This is a genomic window from Micromonospora endolithica (assembly GCF_003626595.1).
In the GTDB taxonomy this organism is placed as follows: Bacteria; Actinomycetota; Actinomycetes; order Mycobacteriales; family Micromonosporaceae; genus Micromonospora; species Micromonospora endolithica.
The window spans coordinates 16623-34104 of sequence record NZ_RBAK01000012.1; the positions used below are offsets into that span (position 1 = coordinate 16623).

Sequence of the window (17482 nt, forward strand, 5' to 3'; positions counted from 1 at the left end):
CTCAGCTCGCCTCCTGTCGGTTCTTCGGGTGAGTGTGCCGGTAGAGATCGCGCAGCAGGCACACCTCGGCCAGGTGGTGGATCAGTTCGCGGTTGATGTGCAGCACCAGCGTCGCCAGCGGACGATCCGCGTACGGCCCCTCCGCCGGTCCACACGGGCGGGTCAGACCCTCCGCACCGAGCGACTCGACACCGGCCAGCCAGGTCGCGTACTCCGCGTCGAGCTGGGCCAGCGCTCCGGCGGCGGTCGGGGCGTACTCGAAGGAACCGTAGTCGGTGGGCGCGCGGCCGAAGTGCGCCGCGTTGCGCACCGCGAGCACGCCGACGATCACGTGCCCGAGCCGCCAGGCGATCGTCGTGAACGGTGGCGGTTCCGGCTCCGGCATCGCGAAGTCGATGGTCATCGCGCCGGACCCGACCCGCATCGGCGCGTCGCCGCTGCCCCGCGGGCGTACGTTCCAGCAGCCGGGCACCGGCTCCCAGCGGTACTCGTCGTCGGTCAGCCCGTCGAGACGACTGCGCAACTGGTGGGTCCAGTGCCAGGTGATCTGATCACGAAGCAGGGGGTTCCAGGTCAGGTCGGTCATGGGCCCAGCCTTCCGTGAATAGCGGACAGGATCGGTCCGTGATCTGTGCAACGATCGGCGGGTGAGCGTCGAGACGACGACCGAGCGGGTGCTGCGGCTGCTGGCGCTGCTGCAACGGCGGCCGTCGTGGACCGCCGCCCAGCTCGCCGCCGAGCTGGGCGTCACCGACCGCTCGGTCCGTCGCGACGTGGAACGGCTGCGCGCGCTCGGTTACCCCGTGCACGCCACGGCGGGCGTCGGCGGCGGCTACCAGCTCGGCGCGGGCACCCGGCTGCCGCCGCTGCTCCTGGACGACGAGGAGGCGATCGCGACGGCGGTGTCGCTGCGCCTGGCGGCCGGCGGCACGGTGTCCGGGGCGGGCGAGGCGGCACTGCGGGCCCTCTCGAAGCTCGACCAGGTGATGCCGTCCCGGCTGCGGGCCGAGGTGCGGGCGGTGCACGACGCCACCGACACCCTGGTCGGTCCCGGCATCGAGATCGACGCGGAGCTGCTGGTGACGCTGGCACGGGCCTGTCGCGACGCCGTCCGGGTCCGGTTCCGGTACGCCGCCCGCGACGGCGCGGAACGCGAACGCACGGTGGAACCGGTACGCATGGTCACCACCGGCCGCCGCTGGTACCTGATGGCCCGGGACGTCGACCGCGACGACTGGCGCACCTTCCGGCTGGACCGGATGCGCGCGGTGGCGGCGACGACCTGGCGTTTCCGGCCGGCCGACCACCCGGACCCGGTCGCCTACGTGCAGCGGTCCGTCGCCGAGGCGCCGTACCGGTACTCCGCCCGGGTGCGGGTGCACGCCCGCCCCGACCAGGTGAGAGAACTGGTGCCGCCCCAGGTGGGGCGCGTCGAGGACGACCGCGACGGGTGGTGCGTGCTCGTCGTCGGCGGGGACGACCTGGAATGGCTCGCCGTGCACGTGGCCCGGCTCGGCTTCGACGCGGAGGTGCTGGAGCCGCCGGAGCTGCGCGACGCCGCCGCCCGGCTCGTCCGTCGCCTCACCGCGATGGCCGGCACCGGGCTCACCAGTGGTAGGCCAGGTTGACGGCCAGTGCGGCCAGCACGGTGGAGAAGAACACCGCCCAGCCTACGAGCTGACGGGAACCCACCCGCAGGTGCGCGACGAGCGCGCCGACGAAATACAGCACGAGGCCGGCGGCGGCGAGCGTCCCCAGCAGCGGTACGAAGAAGCCGGCCACCAGTCCCAGAGAACCCGCCGCCAGCAGCAGGCCCAACACCGGCACCCACGACCTCGGCACGCGCTTCATGTCCGCCTGGGCCTTCGGATAGTCGTGGCCGATCAGATAGGTGACGGCGGCGCTGCCGGTGAAGAACGCGGCGACGACGGTGACCGTGACGTGGGCGGCGAACATGACCCTCCTCAGTGGGCTGCTGCCCTACTGACGGGCCGGCCCGGAAGGATGTGACCGCACCCCGGCTGCGAGGGTGCACGGCAACCGCGCGCGGCGGGCTCGGCTCTGGTGCCGGGCCCGCCGCGTCGGTTCTCACCCGATCGTGACCGGGGTGGTGGTGGTGTGTCCGGTCGGTCAGCGTTGCAGGGTCAGCAGACCGGGCCGGTAGGGCAGCAGGCCGTAGTCGCCACCGGAGTTCGGTGACCGGCCCTGGTACAGCAGTTGCAGGTTGCAGGCGTTGACCGTCATCGTCTGGTCGGCGTTGGTCCGGATCAACTCCCCATGACTGATGTCATTGGTCCAGGTCGCGCCACTGTTGGCCTTACCGGCGAACGGGTTGCTCTCGGTCGCCGCCTGCGGCGTCCAGGTGCCGCCGAGGCTGGTAGCGGTGAACGACCGGAAGTAACGCCCCTGCGCGCCGATGGCCTCGACGAGCATCAGGTACCGGTTCTCGCCTTCGAGCTTGTAGACCTGCACGCCTTCGAACAGGTTGTTCGTGGTGTCGGTCATGATGGTGGTGTAGTTCGAGCCGAAGCTGCCGGGGAAGTTCCCGATTGGCATGCTGGCCCGGTAGATGCGGCCGTTGTCCCCGGCGAAGAACAGGTACATGTTCGTGCCGTCACCGATGACCGCCTGGTCGATCGGCCCGGTCCCGGAGTTGGAAATGCTGCCGGAGAACAGGGTCTGCGGCGCCGACCAGCTGTTGACGTTGCTGGGGTCGGTGGAGGTGCGGTAGGAGAACGCCGGTCCACCCCACTGGTAGGCCAACACCCAGATGTTGCGGGGGGCGAAGTAGAACAGTGAGGGTGCGACGGCGGCGAAGGGCATCTGGTTCTGGCTGGCCGAGGCCATCTGCGACCAGTTGTCGAACAGGCCGAAGTTCATCGAGCCCCACGTGGTGCCGGTGTCGTGCGTGGTTCCGTACACCAACTGCCGACCGTTGTACGGCGCGTGCGTGAAGTCCTTCAACGACACCCACCCCGACCTCGGCTGCGCCAACGCACCCGTCGACGACCACCGGTACGACGACGGCAACGCACACGTACCACCCGGCGGCGGCGTCGTCGGCGGCGGAGTGGTCGGCGGCGGAGTGGTGGGTCCACCGACCCGGACCAGCTGCCACTGCTGGTTCGTCCCGTTCCAGTCGGCGTACTGCACGATGGCGCCCCCGTCCGCCGTGGACGCGCCCTGCACCTCCAGGGCCTTGTTGCTGTTGCGGTTGATCAGCTTGACGTAGCCGCTCGTGTCGACCACCCGGAACTGCTGGTTCGCCCCGTTGTGGTCGCTCCACTGCACGATCGGCGCGCCGTCCGCGGTCGACCAGTTGTTGACGTCCAGGACCTTGCCGGAGTGCCGGGCCCGGAGCCGGTAGTAGCCACCACCGGAGTCGGCGAACTGCCACTGCTGGTTCTGGCCGCCGGAGCGGCCGTACTGCTGGACGCAGGCGCCGTCCGCGGTGGACACGCCGCACACGTCGAGCGCCTTACCGCTGTTGCGGTTGACCAGCTCGTACCACGCGGTCACGTCGATCGGACCCGGGTTCGGTGGCGGGGTGGTGGCGGTGGGAGTGGGGGTGGGGTTCGGGGTGACGCTGTTCAGCGCGCTGAGCGTCGCGTCGTACGCCTGCTTCTTGTTGCCGCTGCCGTCGAAGAGCAGCGGCGTGCCGCTGGCCCGCCAGGAGTCGGTGTCCCGGATGCCCCAGACGGTGATGCCGTTGCAGCGCGCCACGGCGAGACAGTCGTTGACCACGTTCCGGAAAGCGGTGGCCTGGCTGCTGCCGGAGCCCTCGATGTCCAGCTCGGTGATCTGGACGTCGACGCCGAGCGCGGCGAAGCTCGACAGGGTGGTGCGGTAGTTGCTCGGGTACGGCGAGTTGGCGTTGAAGTGCGACTGGAAGCCGACGCAGTCGATCGGCACGCCACGGGCCTTGAAGTCGCGGACCATGTTGTAGACGGCCTGGGTCTTGGCGTGCGACCAGTTGTCGGTGTTGTAGTCGTTGTAGCAGAGCTTGGCGTTCGGGTCGGCCGCGTCGGCGGCCCGGAACGCGGCCTCGATCCAGTCGTTGCCGGTGCGCTGCAGGTTCGAGTCACGCCGGGCGCCGGTGGAGCCGTCGGCGAACGCCTCGTTCACCACGTCCCACGAATCGATCTTGCCGCGGTAGTAGGTGGCGACCCGGGTGACGTGGTTGAGCATCGCCGAACGCAGGGCGCTGCCGGACATGTTCTGCATCCAGCCCGGCTGCTGGGAATGCCAGGCCAGCGTGTGGCCGCGTACCCTCATCCCCCGGCTGATGGCGTGGTTGACGATCCGGTCCGCGTTGGTGAAGGTGAACTGGTTCTGCTGCGGCTCGGTCGCGTCGATCTTCATCTCGTTCTCGGGAGTGACGCTGTTGAACTCCCGATTCAGGATCGTCGTGTACGTACCGTCGCTGAGTCTGTTCGCCGCGACGGCGGCGCCGAAGTAGCGGCCCGACTGGGCGGCGGCCGCACCGAGGGTGGATTCGGCGGCGTGGGCGAGAGTCGGCAGCAACGACAGCACGAAGAGCGCGACAAGCGCGGCCGCGCCGGAAACCGAGAGAGTTCGACGTCGATGCCCGGGGGGACGGGTCCGGGAGATCATGCTGATCCTCCAAGGGATGGTGGTACGAAATAGGTCAGCTCGGACACGAGCCGGTGATGTCGGTCCGATCGCTCCGCTCGGCCTGGTGGTGGCTGCGGAGATGGACCTCGTGCTGGTCGGTGCGGGCACCTCCCGGGTTCGTCGGTGTGACCAGCGGTGCGGCAGGCCTTGTTAGCGCTCACACAAATCGATGAACTCAGATTTTCAGAAAATTACCGGAATCTCAAGCGAAAGTTTGTCGGGCCAGAGCCGGCTCAGCCAGAGCCCTGGGCCCGGACGGCGACGACCGGTCATCACGTGACCGCGCGGTGGCGGATGCCGACGCACCGCCGCTGATCAGGCCCCGGGCGGTGCCGTGCTCTGCCGGACCGTGAGGGTCGTCGCCAACTCCAACCCGCGTCGAGGCGTCCGCTCCCCGCGGCTCAGCGCGAGCGCCAACGTGGTGGCGACGACGGCCATCTCGACGGGAGGCTGATGGACAGTGGTCAGCGGAGGATCGACCAGGGCGGCAAGCGGCAGCTCGTCGAAGCCCACCACGCTCACATCGGTCGGGATCCGCAGCCCCAGACGCCATGCCGCCTGGTAGACGCCGAGCGCCTGCAGGTCGTTGGCCGCGAAGATCGCAGTCGGACGATCCGGCCGGCTCAACAGATCCAGCGCCCGGGTCCTGGCCTGATCCTGCGGGTCGGTTGCCTCACCCGCCGATCAGGATCGTTGCCCGTACTCTGCACGCTCACCGCGGACGGCCGCACGTTTCTGCTGCCGCTGCCCCCACCGTGGACGGCCGGCTTGCTGCGCGGACAGCCGTACGGTCGCGACAGGTTGTCGGGAACAACGGGAGGCGAGGATGATTCAACCACCTCGCGCAGTCGCGTTGACGGCGTTAGCCGACCTGTGGGATCAGGGATGTCCCATCCCCTCGCCAAGCGACCGTGAGCGACTGGTCGACGTCGGACTACGGCGTTGGCACAGTTTTCATCGGCGGCATCCTCGTAACCGTCACCCCTCGCACGAGGACAGGATTCGCGACCTGGTGCGTGGGTTGGTCCAGGCGTTCGAGGCCGATCGGCGCCTGGTCGGCCGGCTGGCCAAGGACTATGAGTGCGTCGCGGAGGCGCTCGCCACAGCCGCCACTTCCTCAACGCGGGAGGCGTGATCCCCCGCACCGGGTGCTGCGGCAATCAACGTGTGATCCGACCGGCTGCACGCGGGCCTATCGGTGCTGCCGGGCTCCGTGCGGCGAACTGGCTGCTGCACGAGATCCGGACGGGGTCAAGGCGGGCTTGACGCCCGTCCGGTACACGGCGACCCATCGGGCTGCGCAGGTTGGCCGATCGACCGGGGCAACGTACCCGCTGCTCAGATGTCGTTTGGCTGATCTTCGAGGTGCCCCCGGCAGGATTCGAACCTGCGACACACGGTTTAGGAATGGAGTACAGACCGTGCTGGGCGAAGACGGCTGACCTGCAGCGACGGGCCAATCATCGGAACGACAGGATCAAGATCAGTCCGTGAATGGTCCGTGACCGCAGCGATGGGCGCTGCGGGCTGCCCGAGGACGGCCGGAGGCCGCCCGCAGGGCGGAACCGCAAGCGCTGCAGTGCAAGCCGTATTGACCTCGGCCTCCTGATACGTAGTAGCTCCGGACAGTGCGGTTCTGGAGTGGTTGCCTCAGCTGCCAGTTGCCCCTTTGGTCGCATTGGCGCCAGTCGCGAGCGGGCCGGTTGCTGTACATCTCTGGTGTACTGGTGGGACTGGAACCCCTAAGCCGCGAGCGCCGTTCGCATCGGATGGAATCGGACCCATCGGCACCGTGCTGCGGGTGTCCGAGGACGACCGTAGGCCGCCCGCAGGGCAGGCCGGCAGCGCACTCCTTACTACCCCCAGGGAACGCCGCTGGTGAAGCAGATGACCATATGGGTAGGCATGGAATCGCGGTGCGTGGTCGTGCTGCGGCACGGTGCAGCCGTGAGTGAGACCGGGCAGACCGATCCGGCGACTAGATCACCGGAGAGTCCTGATCAGTGGCATGACTTCCGCCGTGGCATCGCGCTGCTGTCGATGGTGCAGTTCTTCTTCTGCGTCTTGGGTCTCGGGTTCCTCGTCTACCAGCTGGTTACCTCCGGCAGTGACGGGGCCTTCGACGGTTGGCGTCGTTCTTCCGTTTCCGGTCGGTGGCGGTGCCGCTGGGTACCGCTGCGGCGATGGGCCTTGGCGTCTACCGGGCGCCCAGCAACGTGGAGGCCAAGCGACGCGGCAGAGTCATGGATCTCGCGCTACTCATCGCAGCCGTCCTGCTCGTCGTGACGGGTGTGATCGGGGATCGGTTGTCTTGAGCTTCTTTGTTGAGCCCAGTGCTCTGGACCGTGCCGCCAGCCGCATGACCGAAGCCAGCGCCGACGCCCAGGCAGCGAAGGCCTACATCACCAAACACACCGACATGCCCTGGCACGGGCAAGGTCTGCTCAACGAGGCGTGGCCGGCGCATCAGAAACTCGTCGACGAGATGACCAGGCGGCTGACCCACCTGGTGCAGCTGCTGAACACGTCCCCGATGCCCTGCAACGCACAGCGGGCTACTACCGGCACACCGACGCCCGCCTCGACGCCACCTACCCCGCCGTCGACCGCGGCGAGGACGAGATGTCCGGGAATGCCCGGAACAAGGATCTACAGGTGATTGAACCAATGTTTATGCCGCCTCGTGCTGCGGGCCGCAGAACCTGGCAGCAAGGGACGTACAGCCAGGTGTTACCGACTGGGCTCGTATAGGGCGTCATCTACCTTTCTCTCGATGTCGCCAATCCGCAGCTCCACAAAGAGATCAATAAGCTTAAGGCACTCCTCTCTCATCACGCTGCCCGACTCCGTTCGAACGTATAACCCAAAGAGGATGTCCGTGACATCGTATGCCTCGGCCGCTTCTCGATTAGCCATATTGTTTGCCATTGCCGCAGATCTGTCGGCCCATTTCTGGCATAGCTTAAGGGCAGCGGGCGGCAGCTCGTCGAGTCGCTGGCTCAGGAAGTGAAACAGGCGCCCAGGGTGACTCTGAAAGGCTGCGGTGCCTGCAAGATCGCCAAGCAATGCATCGTAGTCGACAAGGGGCGTTCGCATATATCTGCCCACGTCCATGATTTGGGCCCGCACATCGTCTGATCCGTCATTGGCAAGGTCGATAAGCAATCCTTGGTCGACGTGCGCGGGGCACCCTTGGCTGGTGCCTCGTGTGGCTGGAAGGTCGTCGACGAGTTGGACGATGACGTCCGCGATACCTCGCCGGCCGGCATCATCTGCGTATGCCAACGTTAGTGGCGACTGCTCGTTTGATAATCCAACGTCGACGCCGCGCACGTCGAACAGCGTGGCGAGTTGACCTGCACGTCGCTTCGCCGTGGATTCGCTTGATGTGACCATGCGCCCGAGTAGGGACTCTGCGGCAGCCGGACTGGTAACTGCGAGTTGCCATGTCAGGCGATCTAGGTAGCGGGCCGCGAGTTCTTGATCGGTTGCCCTGGCTAGCCAACGCTCGACGAGCGAGCCCGCCAGGTCTGCGTCCTCCAAATGGACCAAAGTCAGGGCCATGGGAACCCAGACGCGAACTTGCGCGTGCTCGTCTTCAGCCGCTTTGGTAAGGAGCGCGGCCAACTGTGGAAGTCTCGCGCCTCTGCTGTACGAGTGGCTGAGTAGCCCAGCTGCTGTCGTGATAGCAGCTCCTCGCGGATGGTTGAGTCCCGCGGTCTCCAGGTCGGGATAGGGCCACTGCTCAGGCGGCGGGTTGCGGTCGAATATACGCGGCGCGGCCGCGATGATGTCTGCTGGCAAATCTTTGGCTGCCAATTTTTGAATGAGTCGAAGTACATCCAGGTCCACAGCCGCGATCGGCTGTTGGGTCAGTACGGCCCGAACCAAGTCGAAAACTGCGTCGGCGTCCTCTCCGTCCAGTTCCGAGAGGCCTTCAGCGACACCTCGCAAGATGGCGGTGAGGATCGGCGCCGGAGTGGTCATGGGCAGGCGGGTCCCAAGGCGCGCGAAGCGGACGGGTTCCTTCGCTGCCTCCTGTGACAACCCAGTCGTAGTGTCGTAGAGCTTGTCCTCGAGTCGGTAAGACACGTCTCGTTCCATGCCCGCAGTAACGCATTCGATGTGGGCAGTCCACTCGGCGTCGCTAAGACCCAAGGGCACCTCGGGTTGGCCCTGTCTCTCGAGAACTTGCACATAGGTCGCCGGACTATCCGGTGCTGGACCATGGGCCTGCGCGAGATCGTCTATCCGCACGTCAAGGTCAGCGGGCATGGAGGCGCCCAACGCTGCTTTGAGACGGGAGATGACGACGAGCTCCTCGTGCGCTAGCGCGCGCATTGTGTCTGCGTCACGTAATGATGTGGAAGCCGCACTTGTCTCCTCCGCATTGGCGGGCTCGCTGTAAGCCCCACGAACGCAAGCGAGCACACGGTCTCGCTGTTCGATCGTGCCCGCCGCCGCAACCCGCGCAGCAGCAGATCCCCATGCCCAGCCGATGGTCGCTTCATGATGTAAACCACGCACGCGCGGATCACAAACCCACTTGCATGCAGCTTCAAGAAGCGGTCCCTCTGCGACTCCGTACACATGGCCGAGCAATTCGTGGACCGGCAGAAGCTCACTACCGTGAAGCGGACCGAGGTGGGCCGCCAGCTCTGCTGGCTCCGTATTTGCAGCGGCGGCGGCCGCCTGGAAGAGCGCCGCTGTTACCTCATGCTCGATCGAATTCTCTGACAGGTTTAGCACGTAGCGGGTGTACCGCAGTCCTGACGCCTTTCCGCTGCTGCCAGTGGGGGTCCAGCGAACCTCCAACGCCGTTTCCTCCCACGCGCGCAAGATGACGGGTAGGACGGCTTCGACGAACGGTCGTGGCACCGCTTCGGCGACGCGGTTGAAGACCCCAAGGCCAGTTGCACGATGGCCGAGCACACTCTCTGAGTGAAAGAGCCCCGGGACTTCACGGGTCGCATTGATAGACGCAGCCGCCTCAAGCCACCCCCGCAACGCGAGCGGGGCTTGGGAAGGCGTGCGCTCAGCGATGGTCGCAAGCGCGAAGCGGCCTTCACCGAAAAGCACGTTGCACATGCGGTTCACGATCGCGGGACGATCGACACCCGAGCGCTGGGCCGCGACCTCGATGTCAGCCCGAAACCTGTCCTCGTCGTGGGCTGCCGATGTCACGGCGCGAGCTAGCGCAACAAACAGGTCTGAAAGTGGCGTTCCACTCGAGCTCGGCCCGGCGAGGTGGATGAGGCGGAGGAACCCAGGCAGCCAGGATGTTAAGCGGCTGCTGTTCGATGTTACGGCCAGCGCTGCGGATGCCGCCGCGTTCGGCTGGCTGGCTGCGGCTCGCACAAGTAGATGTCCGCAGTCTTCCGCACCGACTTGGCCTAGCAGCCGCCCGCCGTTGCCCTGAACAGACGAGGACATGCCGCCCAGGATCGTCGCGGCGATATCGAGCAGGCCGGAGTCCGCCAGTCGCCGGGCCATCGGCTCCGTCGTCAACGTGCCCAGGGCGTGCTTGTGCATTGGATCCGCTTGGTCGGAAGCGATCTGAAGGACGAGTTCTAGCTCCTGGTCCCAGACCTCGTCTACCTCGCTGAGCATGGAGAGAACGGCAGCCCGAATGTGGGAACGGGAGTTCGAACCGTCCAGCACACCGGAGACGTCGGCGAGGTACTCTCCCTGGCTACTCTCCTCGCGCGCGAGCGTCAGCATCGCCCGCACCTGCCCGCGGCGCAGGAGTTCTTGGGGGCCCGCGGCTAGCACGTTGGTAGCGGTTTGTCCCGTGGCCCGGAGGGAGAGTGCGGCGAGGTAGTCAAACATTGCCTCGTGGAAAAAGCGTAGCCTCCCGTGATCATCGACGATCACACCGTGGTGAATAAGAGCGTTAAGAGTATCGCTCTCCGCCGCCATGAATGCCCGCCCGACAGATAGGGTGCCTTTGTCGCTCATTTCTTTGGCGATGCGCATGGTCGCCTGTGCATAAACGTTGGGCCCGAGCGTGGGGAGCATCCGCGCCGCCATTAGTCCGTGATACTCACGCAACAACTGGAGTCGTGTACGAAGGGCCGTCAAAGCCGCGCGGGCCGTTGTGGCGGTGGCTTCATAGATTCGAACAAAGAGCGCAAGGTTTAGCACGTTCGCGGTTAACTTGAGAAGACCCGGCGTGGCCCGGGCGCCGTCAATGCCCAGCGAAGCCAGAGCTGCCTGCACCTGCTGAGAGGTTAGGTCACCGAGGTCGACCCTGGCGACTTGCGCCGGCGAAGGGTCATCCAGGTTGATCAGGCGACGAAGGTTTTGGTCGAACCGTAGATCCTCAGAGCGGCACGCAATCAACACCTTCATTCCGGCAGTCGAGCGCGCCTGCTGCAACATGTCGCGAAGAGCGCCGAAGACCGTGTGGCCCCGCCCTGACAACATGGATGCAGAGTCGGCTTGGTCGACCACGAGGACGGATCGGTTGCCGGCGCTCGCGCGTGCCAGAACCTGGACTGGCGATCCATCGAAACCAATCGCCTGTTGTGCGCCCAGCTCGGCGGCGGTCTGCGCAGGCTGAGCAACGTCGAGTCGAAGCACGCCTGTCGTGATGGCGAGCGAAGCCAGTTGGTTGCAGACGTCGGCCAGCACGTGAGACTTGCCAGAGCCTGGCTTGCCTGCCAGCACAACCACAGGCGGACCGTCCGGTCGCTGAAGCTCGTCGATGATTTGACGGGCCTCCGAACGGACCACTTGGCCGAGCGCGGCGGGTCGAGACGACCCTGCCTGGCTCACGTAGGAGACCACGGTCTCGCGCACGCGCTCGGAGAGGGCAGGACTGAAGCCGGATGTCGGGTGATGGCCCTTCGTGCGAAGAAATCCCCAGATTGCGTCTGCGGTCAGGTTTTCAGCGAAGTGGTCCTCTATGTAGCCTCGCAAAAGACCCAGTACCGAATCCGCGTCGCCGCTTATTCTGGCGTTTAGCGACGCGATGAGGACATGGCGAAGTGTGGGATCCCCAATCTGCTCAAACGTCGTCATACGTAGCCGCCTATGGACCGTTTCCGGCCCAACGGCCCACTCGCGCTGCAGCTGCGTACGAGCGATGCCTTCGTCGTCCGCGAGGTCGGCAGCCCAGGCGTCAACGTCCGCTAGGCGTCGAGCCTTCTCCGCGATCGGCCCAAGCACGGAGAGCTGTTCGGAGGCGAACACGACATTAATGCCAGCTTCAGTCATCGTGGCTAACGGGCTAAGGAAGTCCTCCCGCTTAAGTGCAAGAACGGTCCAAGTTGTCTTGTGCGTTCTTTTGCATTGGTGGGCCTCATCCGCTTTGCCGTTACGACCGCCGACGAGACGGAACTCGATGGCGTTGAAGCCCGGCTCCTCGACGCAAACGGCGTCGAAGTCACCGGAGAGTACTGGCAGGATGCCACGCCAGATCGTCCACCAAGCCTCGTACCGATCACCCAGTTTCCCTGCGACGCCACCGCCCGAGGACGTGACTCGACTGACTGCCTTCTTGGCAGCCTTCCTACTTTTTTTGGGTCGTGGCGTCATAAGCAGTCCCGGTTGGTGTCATCGTTGCCTGGTCAGACTGACTCATGGCCGCAGCGTGCTGGCGGATGGCCAAGCTGACCCAGCAATAGTTCGCCTGCCCCAGCTTCGCTTCCGCCACGGCATCAGGTCTACCGACCCCCCGCCGGGGACACAAGATGCGTTCCGCCAAGGATCTCCGACGAGACGGCCCGGTGATAGGCACGGGGCACGGCAAGACCTCTAGCCGCCGGGTGCGCTCTCCTTCTCTCGAGCAGCAGCCTGCGCTGGAATCTTGTGCTCCGGGAGTGGAGTAACAAGGACCTCAACCGGGACCGTCCACCGATCAAAGCCCCCGCGCGTGCAGCTGAGTAGGAGGCGGACGGGCTTGCCTGCGTAGTCACGCCGCCAGGAAGCCTCCGTGCCGCTGATGCTCCAGAGGGGCGGAAGCTGCCGGTCCATGGCGAAATTCGCACCCTCGCCCAACGGGAGGCTAAACGGCGCTACAGCGCGACCGTTCTCCGACCCTCCGTCGATGCCGCGTCTGAACCGGTATGGTCCCCACACATGGTTGGCGACCGTCTCGGCACTAGGGCCTCCTGCGATCTGCGACGCCCCTCGAGCGTGGTAGTCGTCCCGGATGGACAGCTGGATTTCGTCGAGACGATCGAGGCTGGCTGGGCCTACCAGCTCAACATGAAGTAGGGCATAAGTATCCGATTGAGCATGGGCCGTGACCTTGAACTGCGGGAGGGACTCGGCCCAGATGCGTCGCGCTTCAATCCTTGTCAAGGCGGTAGCCGACCTGGCGGCAGTTTGCGTTGCCCTGAAGGCCAGATAGGCAACGACGAGAGCGACGAGCCCCGCGACAGCGCTGGTGACGGTACCGATGGCGCTCCACACAGCGGCTGCATCCACGCACCAGGACGATACAGCCTCCAACCCAACCCATGGTTGCGGTCGGGCCGCATCAGAGTGGGTTGCCGTACCTACGCTGTATCCCGGGCGCCCTTTCGCCGCTGCCAGTCGTAGTGGCCAGCGCGGCTTAGCCTCCGCGGCTGTCAACTTACGTGCAAGTCACGCTGCCGGCTATGCAACGACCGCAATCGGACGGCGCCATCCCGTCCGCCGCCGACCCACACTCGGTGGAGTGGGCCAGGGCCAGGGTGACCAGGTGGAGCGCCCTACCGGACGTACGACCTGGTCACCCTGGCCCTGGTCTACTCGGCTTGCCGTGGTGGGTGGTGGACGGGATGGCAGTTCCCCACCCACCACCGCAACCGTTCGGCAACTCCATCCTGGAGTCGTCTGGCCCCCGCCGGAGGCATCGCTCTAACCCTGCCTCTCGCTCACCTCACACCCTCCCACCACCCCACGCTTTCCTCCCTGGGGACCTCAGCGAACGCCCGCGCCTTTCGGCAACTCCGTCCGCCGGTGGATGCCTTCGCCCTCCCGGTGCCTCCGGGCCTCGAGAAACAGGGTGAAGCTGTGTCCGCCTGGCCCCGGTCATCTCCAGGACTTCGCCGGGTCACTGACTGACCCAGGGTGACGCGCGGGGCGCGGCGTGGGGTTCGGGCCGGCTGATTTTCCGCCTCAGCGCCGTAGGCAGCCGGGGCGGCGGCTCCGCAGGAGCCGGTTACCGCGCCCCGGCCCGCGCCGCGCGGAGCGCCTTGATCTCTACAGAGAGCGTTTCGGCAATGTGGCGCTGAAGGCGTGAGCAGGCTCTACGTACCGACAGTGATCGACCGGCGGAGGCGTTCCACTGCTGCATAGATCGGTTGCTCGGGACCGGGCCGACTGGGGCGCCATTCCACGACCACTGGGCGGACGACGTCGGCCAGGCGGGCTACGGCTTCCTCGGTGTCTGGGTCGGGTAGCTGGCCAAGCGCGTCGATCGCGTTAACGGTGGTCTCGTGGCGATGGCTGTTGACTGGAGTGTTCCGCCAGCCCGGGTGGTTCCGCCACTCCTGCACGCGTTCCCGTACCTCGGCGGCGGCTGCTCGGATCAGGTCCGCCCGTTGTTGAGGGGTGAGCGCTGCGGGGTGCGGTTGGTCGTTGGAAAGTTCTTGCGGCGGCGTGTCGGCGTCGCGCATGGCGGCGATCGTACCGGCGCTCTGTCCAGAGTCGATCGTGACCGAGGGGCGCCGGCGAGCAGCGGTCAGCCGGCGGCGCGGTTCCACTCCTGGGCGAGGAGGGAGTAGAGCAGGGAGTCGCGCCATGCTCCATTGGTGTAGACGTGGTCGCGTAGCCGGCCCTCATACTGCATGCCGAGCCTTTCGGCAACGGCGATGGAAGCGGCGTTGTCCGGGCCGATGGCCGCGGTGATGCGGTGGAGCTTCAGCGACTGAAAGCCGTAGTCGACGATTGTGCGAGCAGCATCGCTGGCATAGCCGTGGCCCCAGTGGTCGGCGCCGATGGCGTACCCGAGCTTGGCGGCCTGGTGGCCGGTAAGGCCGAGCCGCGCGAACCCGATCATCCGGTCCGTGGCGTCGGCGACGGCTAGGTAGTACTCGGTGCGGGGGGTGTGCTGGGCGCGTTGGATGGTGCCTTCGACCATGGCGACGGCAGCGGCCTGGTCCCGGCTGTCGAAGGAGAGCCACTGGGTGACGCGGTCGTCTCCGACGATTGCCCAAGCGTCGGCCGCGTCATCGGAGCGCATGTCGCGCAGGGTGATGACGCGGCCGGGGATGGTGATCGGGTCCATGCCCCCGATGGTGCCCTATCGAGGAAGGGCGTTGGCCGGGGCGTGGGTGAAGTGTTCGATGCCGTCGATGAGGTCGCGGGCGTCGTTGGCGTGGCCGGCGCGGGTGATGGCCTGGTGGACTCGGCGAACGGAGTGAATGATGCCGTTGATGCGCTGGTCGGCGGGCAGGTTGAGCACGGGGGCCAGGGCGTCGGCGGCGGCGTCCAGGTCGCCGTTGGCGACGCGGGCGATGGCGAGGTTGGCGTGTGAGCCGGCCTGGTCGCCGAATGCCCATGCGGGATCGTTGGGGTCGGCATACGCCTGGGCGGCGCGCAGGGCGTAGCGCTCGGTGCTGGTGGCTTCGCCGGGGAGCCAGGCAAGAGCGTCGCTGGCGTAGTAGAGGGTGCGGGGCTGGTTGAAGGTGCAGATGCCGCCCATCTCGTCCATCTCGTCGGGGCGTACCCGCGACCAGGCGTCCTCGGCCTCGGTGATGGCCGCCTTGGCCTGCTCAGCGTTGCCGAGGGCGGCGTACGCGCGGGCGGCGCTGGCGGGCAGCCAGACGGCGGAAGTGCCGCCGGCCTGGGTGGCGTGCTCGCGGCCGGCTTCGGCGTAGCGGACCGCCTCGGCGTAGCGGCCGGCCCAGTAGGCCACGAGGGATTGCAAGCCGCGTAGCCACGCCTGTAGCCCGGGGTGGCCGGCCTGCTCGGCACAGAGGACAGCGGTGCGGGCCTGGAGCATGGCCGAGTGAGGGTCGGCCATGTCGTGGGAAACCTTGGCGAGGAGGCCGCTGGTTATGCCGGCGAGGAAGTGCAGGTCCCTGGACTGGTTCGGGGCCTGGCGGCGCTCCAACAGAGTGAACAGGGTGTCCTGTGTCTCGACCAGGTCGGGCAGGACGTGGCTGACGGGTCGCTGCGGGTAGGCCAGCGCGAGGCGTTGCACGTCCTCGGCGAGCTGTTCGATGGCCGCCGGGCTGGTGGACTCGGCGGCGAGCATGGCGTACTGACGGGCGCGTTGTGCGGCCATGGCGAGGAGGTTCCTTTCCGGGCCGGCGCCGGCGGTGTCGGCAACGAGGTGCCGGTCCGGCGCAGGGATCAACTGGTGGGGAGCCCAGGGGCGCTGCAGTTCATCAATGGATTTGCTGAACATGGCCTGTAGTGCCCGCCGGGTGGCGGGGGTCGATGAGGCCAGGTCGCGTTCGCCGCGTGCCAGCCGCCCGAGATGCCGGGCGCTGATCGCCGCCCGCGGGTCCATCCGGGAGAACTCGTCGGCCAGTTCCTCGTACGTGCGGTCACTCTGCTGGATCAGGTACTCCAGCATCGTGCGAGGTTCGCGGCGTTCTCGTGCCATCCGTCGCTGCCTTCCTGAGGGGCTGTCTCCACGCTCGCCCGGTTGAGGTCCTTCCGGCAATGAAGGTCCTTGTGGTGTCCGCTCGATGTCCGCCAGAGGTGTACTTGCGGGTCCTCGATCGGTCCCGCAGGTCCCGTGCAGTCTCTCCTACATGGACGGCTCACCCACCGCAATTGTGCATGTGCATTCCGCTGATGCCCATGGGCAACCGCGTCGGCGCGGACACCGGGAGGTGAGTTCAGCGAGGAGGGGCGCGGAACTCACCGGGGTCCGGGTCTTGCGATGCGTCGAGGGGTCGCGCCCGCAGCGGGGACCACACAGGTCCTCGCCGTCCGCGCCGGCTGCGTGTCCCGCGTGCGAGGGGCGGGGCTGGAAGATGGCCAGCCCTCGGCGCTCGCTCCGGGCTCCTGGCGACCCGAACCGGCTGCAACGGCGCGACTGTGCCGACTGCGCAGGCACCGGCGCACAGGGGCAGTGGGCGGGGCTGGCGGTCGTCGCCTGACGGTGACGGCCGCCGGCCCTCCAAATGATCACGCGGCGTTCCGTCGCGTCCTGAGTTGGCCCGGGGCGGGTGCTGGTGGAGACGCGGTGTCGGCCGTGCTCAGAAGCCCGCCCGCCTCGGCGCCCCGCCCCAATGCGTGGAAGGCAGGCGTTCATGGTCCCGAAGCCGGGAGACGTGCTGCACGTCAACCGGCAGGCGTCGGTGCAGTTCGGCGGTGATCGGGCGTTGATCTTCCGGGTCATCAAGGTCAGTGACCAGCCCACCTACTACGGCTGGATCTGGCTAACCGGCTACGTCCTCGATCGGGCGGGCAGGGCTCTGGATCGCCGAGAGATCTACGTCCAGGAGGCGGGCCTCCAGTTGGCGGATCCGCCGCCGGCTGTGGTCGGCCAACCCAGGAAACCAGCGGCACGCACGACGCGCAGGAACGCCCTGCGGCGATGAGTACATGCGTCGGTTCGTTTGGAGGGTTCGATGGCAGTGGGAGTCTTTCGAGCGGCTTCGCGGCTGGTCCCGCTGGGCCCCGAGCAGGTTCGCCGGCTGCGGTTCCGGCGTACGAGGTTCGGTCGTCGCGGTTTGGCCGAGGAACACGTCTACGCATTCCTGCGGCGCGTCGTCGACGAGCTGGTTGCGCGGAACGCCGTCGAGGCCAGCCTTCGCGAGGAGAACGCCCGACTGAAGAACGCCCTCCGGGACTGGCAGGCCCAGTTCGCGCCGAAGCCTGGTCACTCAGCTGACAGCTCGTGGACAGGAGCTCAGCGGCGCAGTTAGCCTGTTGACAAGCCAAGTTGCCGTCTGGG

General features: G+C 66.8%; 12 protein-coding genes and 1 pseudogene. 5 read left to right on the forward strand and 8 right to left on the reverse strand.

Annotated features, from left to right (window positions below):
• Position 1: 1 nt before the first annotated feature.
• Positions 2 to 586 (reverse strand): DinB family protein, encoded by a 585-nt coding sequence (locus tag D7223_RS24885; RefSeq protein ID WP_120730876.1) that lies wholly within the window; start codon positions 584 to 586, stop codon positions 2 to 4.
• 61 nt (positions 587 to 647) lie between these two features.
• Between D7223_RS24885 and D7223_RS24890 the strand changes: the two genes are divergently transcribed.
• Positions 648 to 1628 carry a helix-turn-helix transcriptional regulator gene (locus D7223_RS24890; RefSeq protein ID WP_120730877.1) on the forward strand — a complete coding sequence of 327 codons (981 nt, stop codon included), beginning with the start codon at positions 648 to 650 and terminating at the stop codon, positions 1626 to 1628.
• On the opposite strand, the gene D7223_RS24895 is transcribed toward D7223_RS24890, so the two are convergent.
• The 3 genes and pseudogenes from D7223_RS24895 to D7223_RS24905 all read right to left on the reverse strand — a co-directional run.
• Positions 1606 to 1956, reverse strand: a complete 351-nt coding sequence (locus tag D7223_RS24895) for a DoxX family protein (protein ID WP_120730878.1) — start codon at positions 1954 to 1956, stop codon at positions 1606 to 1608. The two genes, D7223_RS24890 and D7223_RS24895, sit on opposite strands and share 23 nt — an antisense overlap.
• 174 nt (positions 1957 to 2130) lie before the next feature.
• Positions 2131 to 4614, reverse strand: coding sequence for a non-reducing end alpha-L-arabinofuranosidase family hydrolase (locus D7223_RS24900; protein ID WP_120730879.1), 2484 nt, complete (start codon positions 4612 to 4614; stop codon positions 2131 to 2133).
• A 336-nt stretch (positions 4615 to 4950) separates the two neighbouring features.
• A pseudogene (locus D7223_RS24905) lies at positions 4951 to 5292 on the reverse strand (LacI family DNA-binding transcriptional regulator); the annotation flags it as partial.
• Positions 5293 to 6761: 1469 nt separating this feature from the next.
• On the opposite strand from D7223_RS24905, the gene D7223_RS24915 reads away from it, so the two are divergent.
• Both D7223_RS24915 and D7223_RS32580 read left to right on the forward strand, forming a co-directional pair.
• On the forward strand, positions 6762 to 6950 hold the full coding sequence (locus D7223_RS24915) for a hypothetical protein (RefSeq protein ID WP_238162199.1): 189 nt from the start codon (positions 6762 to 6764) through the stop codon (positions 6948 to 6950).
• Positions 6947 to 7294: a hypothetical protein gene (locus D7223_RS32580; RefSeq protein WP_147252601.1), complete on the forward strand. Its 348-nt coding sequence runs from the start codon at positions 6947 to 6949 to the stop codon at positions 7292 to 7294. The genes D7223_RS24915 and D7223_RS32580 overlap by 4 nt, the downstream gene beginning before the upstream one ends.
• Positions 7295 to 7365: 71 nt before the next feature.
• Here D7223_RS32580 and D7223_RS24920 read toward each other — a convergent pair whose 3' ends face one another.
• From D7223_RS24920 to D7223_RS24930, 4 genes are all read right to left on the reverse strand, one after another.
• Positions 7366 to 12174, reverse strand: coding sequence for an ATP-binding protein (locus D7223_RS24920; RefSeq protein WP_147252602.1), 4809 nt, complete (start codon positions 12172 to 12174; stop codon positions 7366 to 7368).
• 1700 nt (positions 12175 to 13874) lie between these two features.
• Positions 13875 to 14243 (reverse strand): hypothetical protein, encoded by a 369-nt coding sequence (locus D7223_RS32585; RefSeq protein ID WP_147252603.1) that lies wholly within the window; start codon positions 14241 to 14243, stop codon positions 13875 to 13877.
• 65 nt (positions 14244 to 14308) lie between these two features.
• Entirely contained in the window at positions 14309 to 14854 is a 546-nt protein-coding gene (locus D7223_RS24925; RefSeq protein ID WP_120730883.1) for a GNAT family N-acetyltransferase, read from the reverse strand.
• Between the two features lie 15 nt (positions 14855 to 14869).
• Positions 14870 to 16150 carry an NsdA family TPR-like regulatory protein gene (locus D7223_RS24930; RefSeq protein WP_238162200.1) on the reverse strand — a complete coding sequence of 427 codons (1281 nt, stop codon included), beginning with the start codon at positions 16148 to 16150 and terminating at the stop codon, positions 14870 to 14872.
• A gap of 685 nt (positions 16151 to 16835) precedes the next feature.
• On the opposite strand from D7223_RS24930, the gene D7223_RS24935 reads away from it, so the two are divergent.
• Entirely contained in the window at positions 16836 to 17126 is a 291-nt protein-coding gene (locus tag D7223_RS24935; protein WP_120731017.1) for a hypothetical protein, read from the forward strand.
• Between the two features lie 30 nt (positions 17127 to 17156).
• Positions 17157 to 17453: a DivIVA domain-containing protein gene (locus D7223_RS24940; protein WP_120730884.1), complete on the forward strand. Its 297-nt coding sequence runs from the start codon at positions 17157 to 17159 to the stop codon at positions 17451 to 17453.
• The last annotated feature ends 29 nt before the right edge of the window (positions 17454 to 17482 follow it).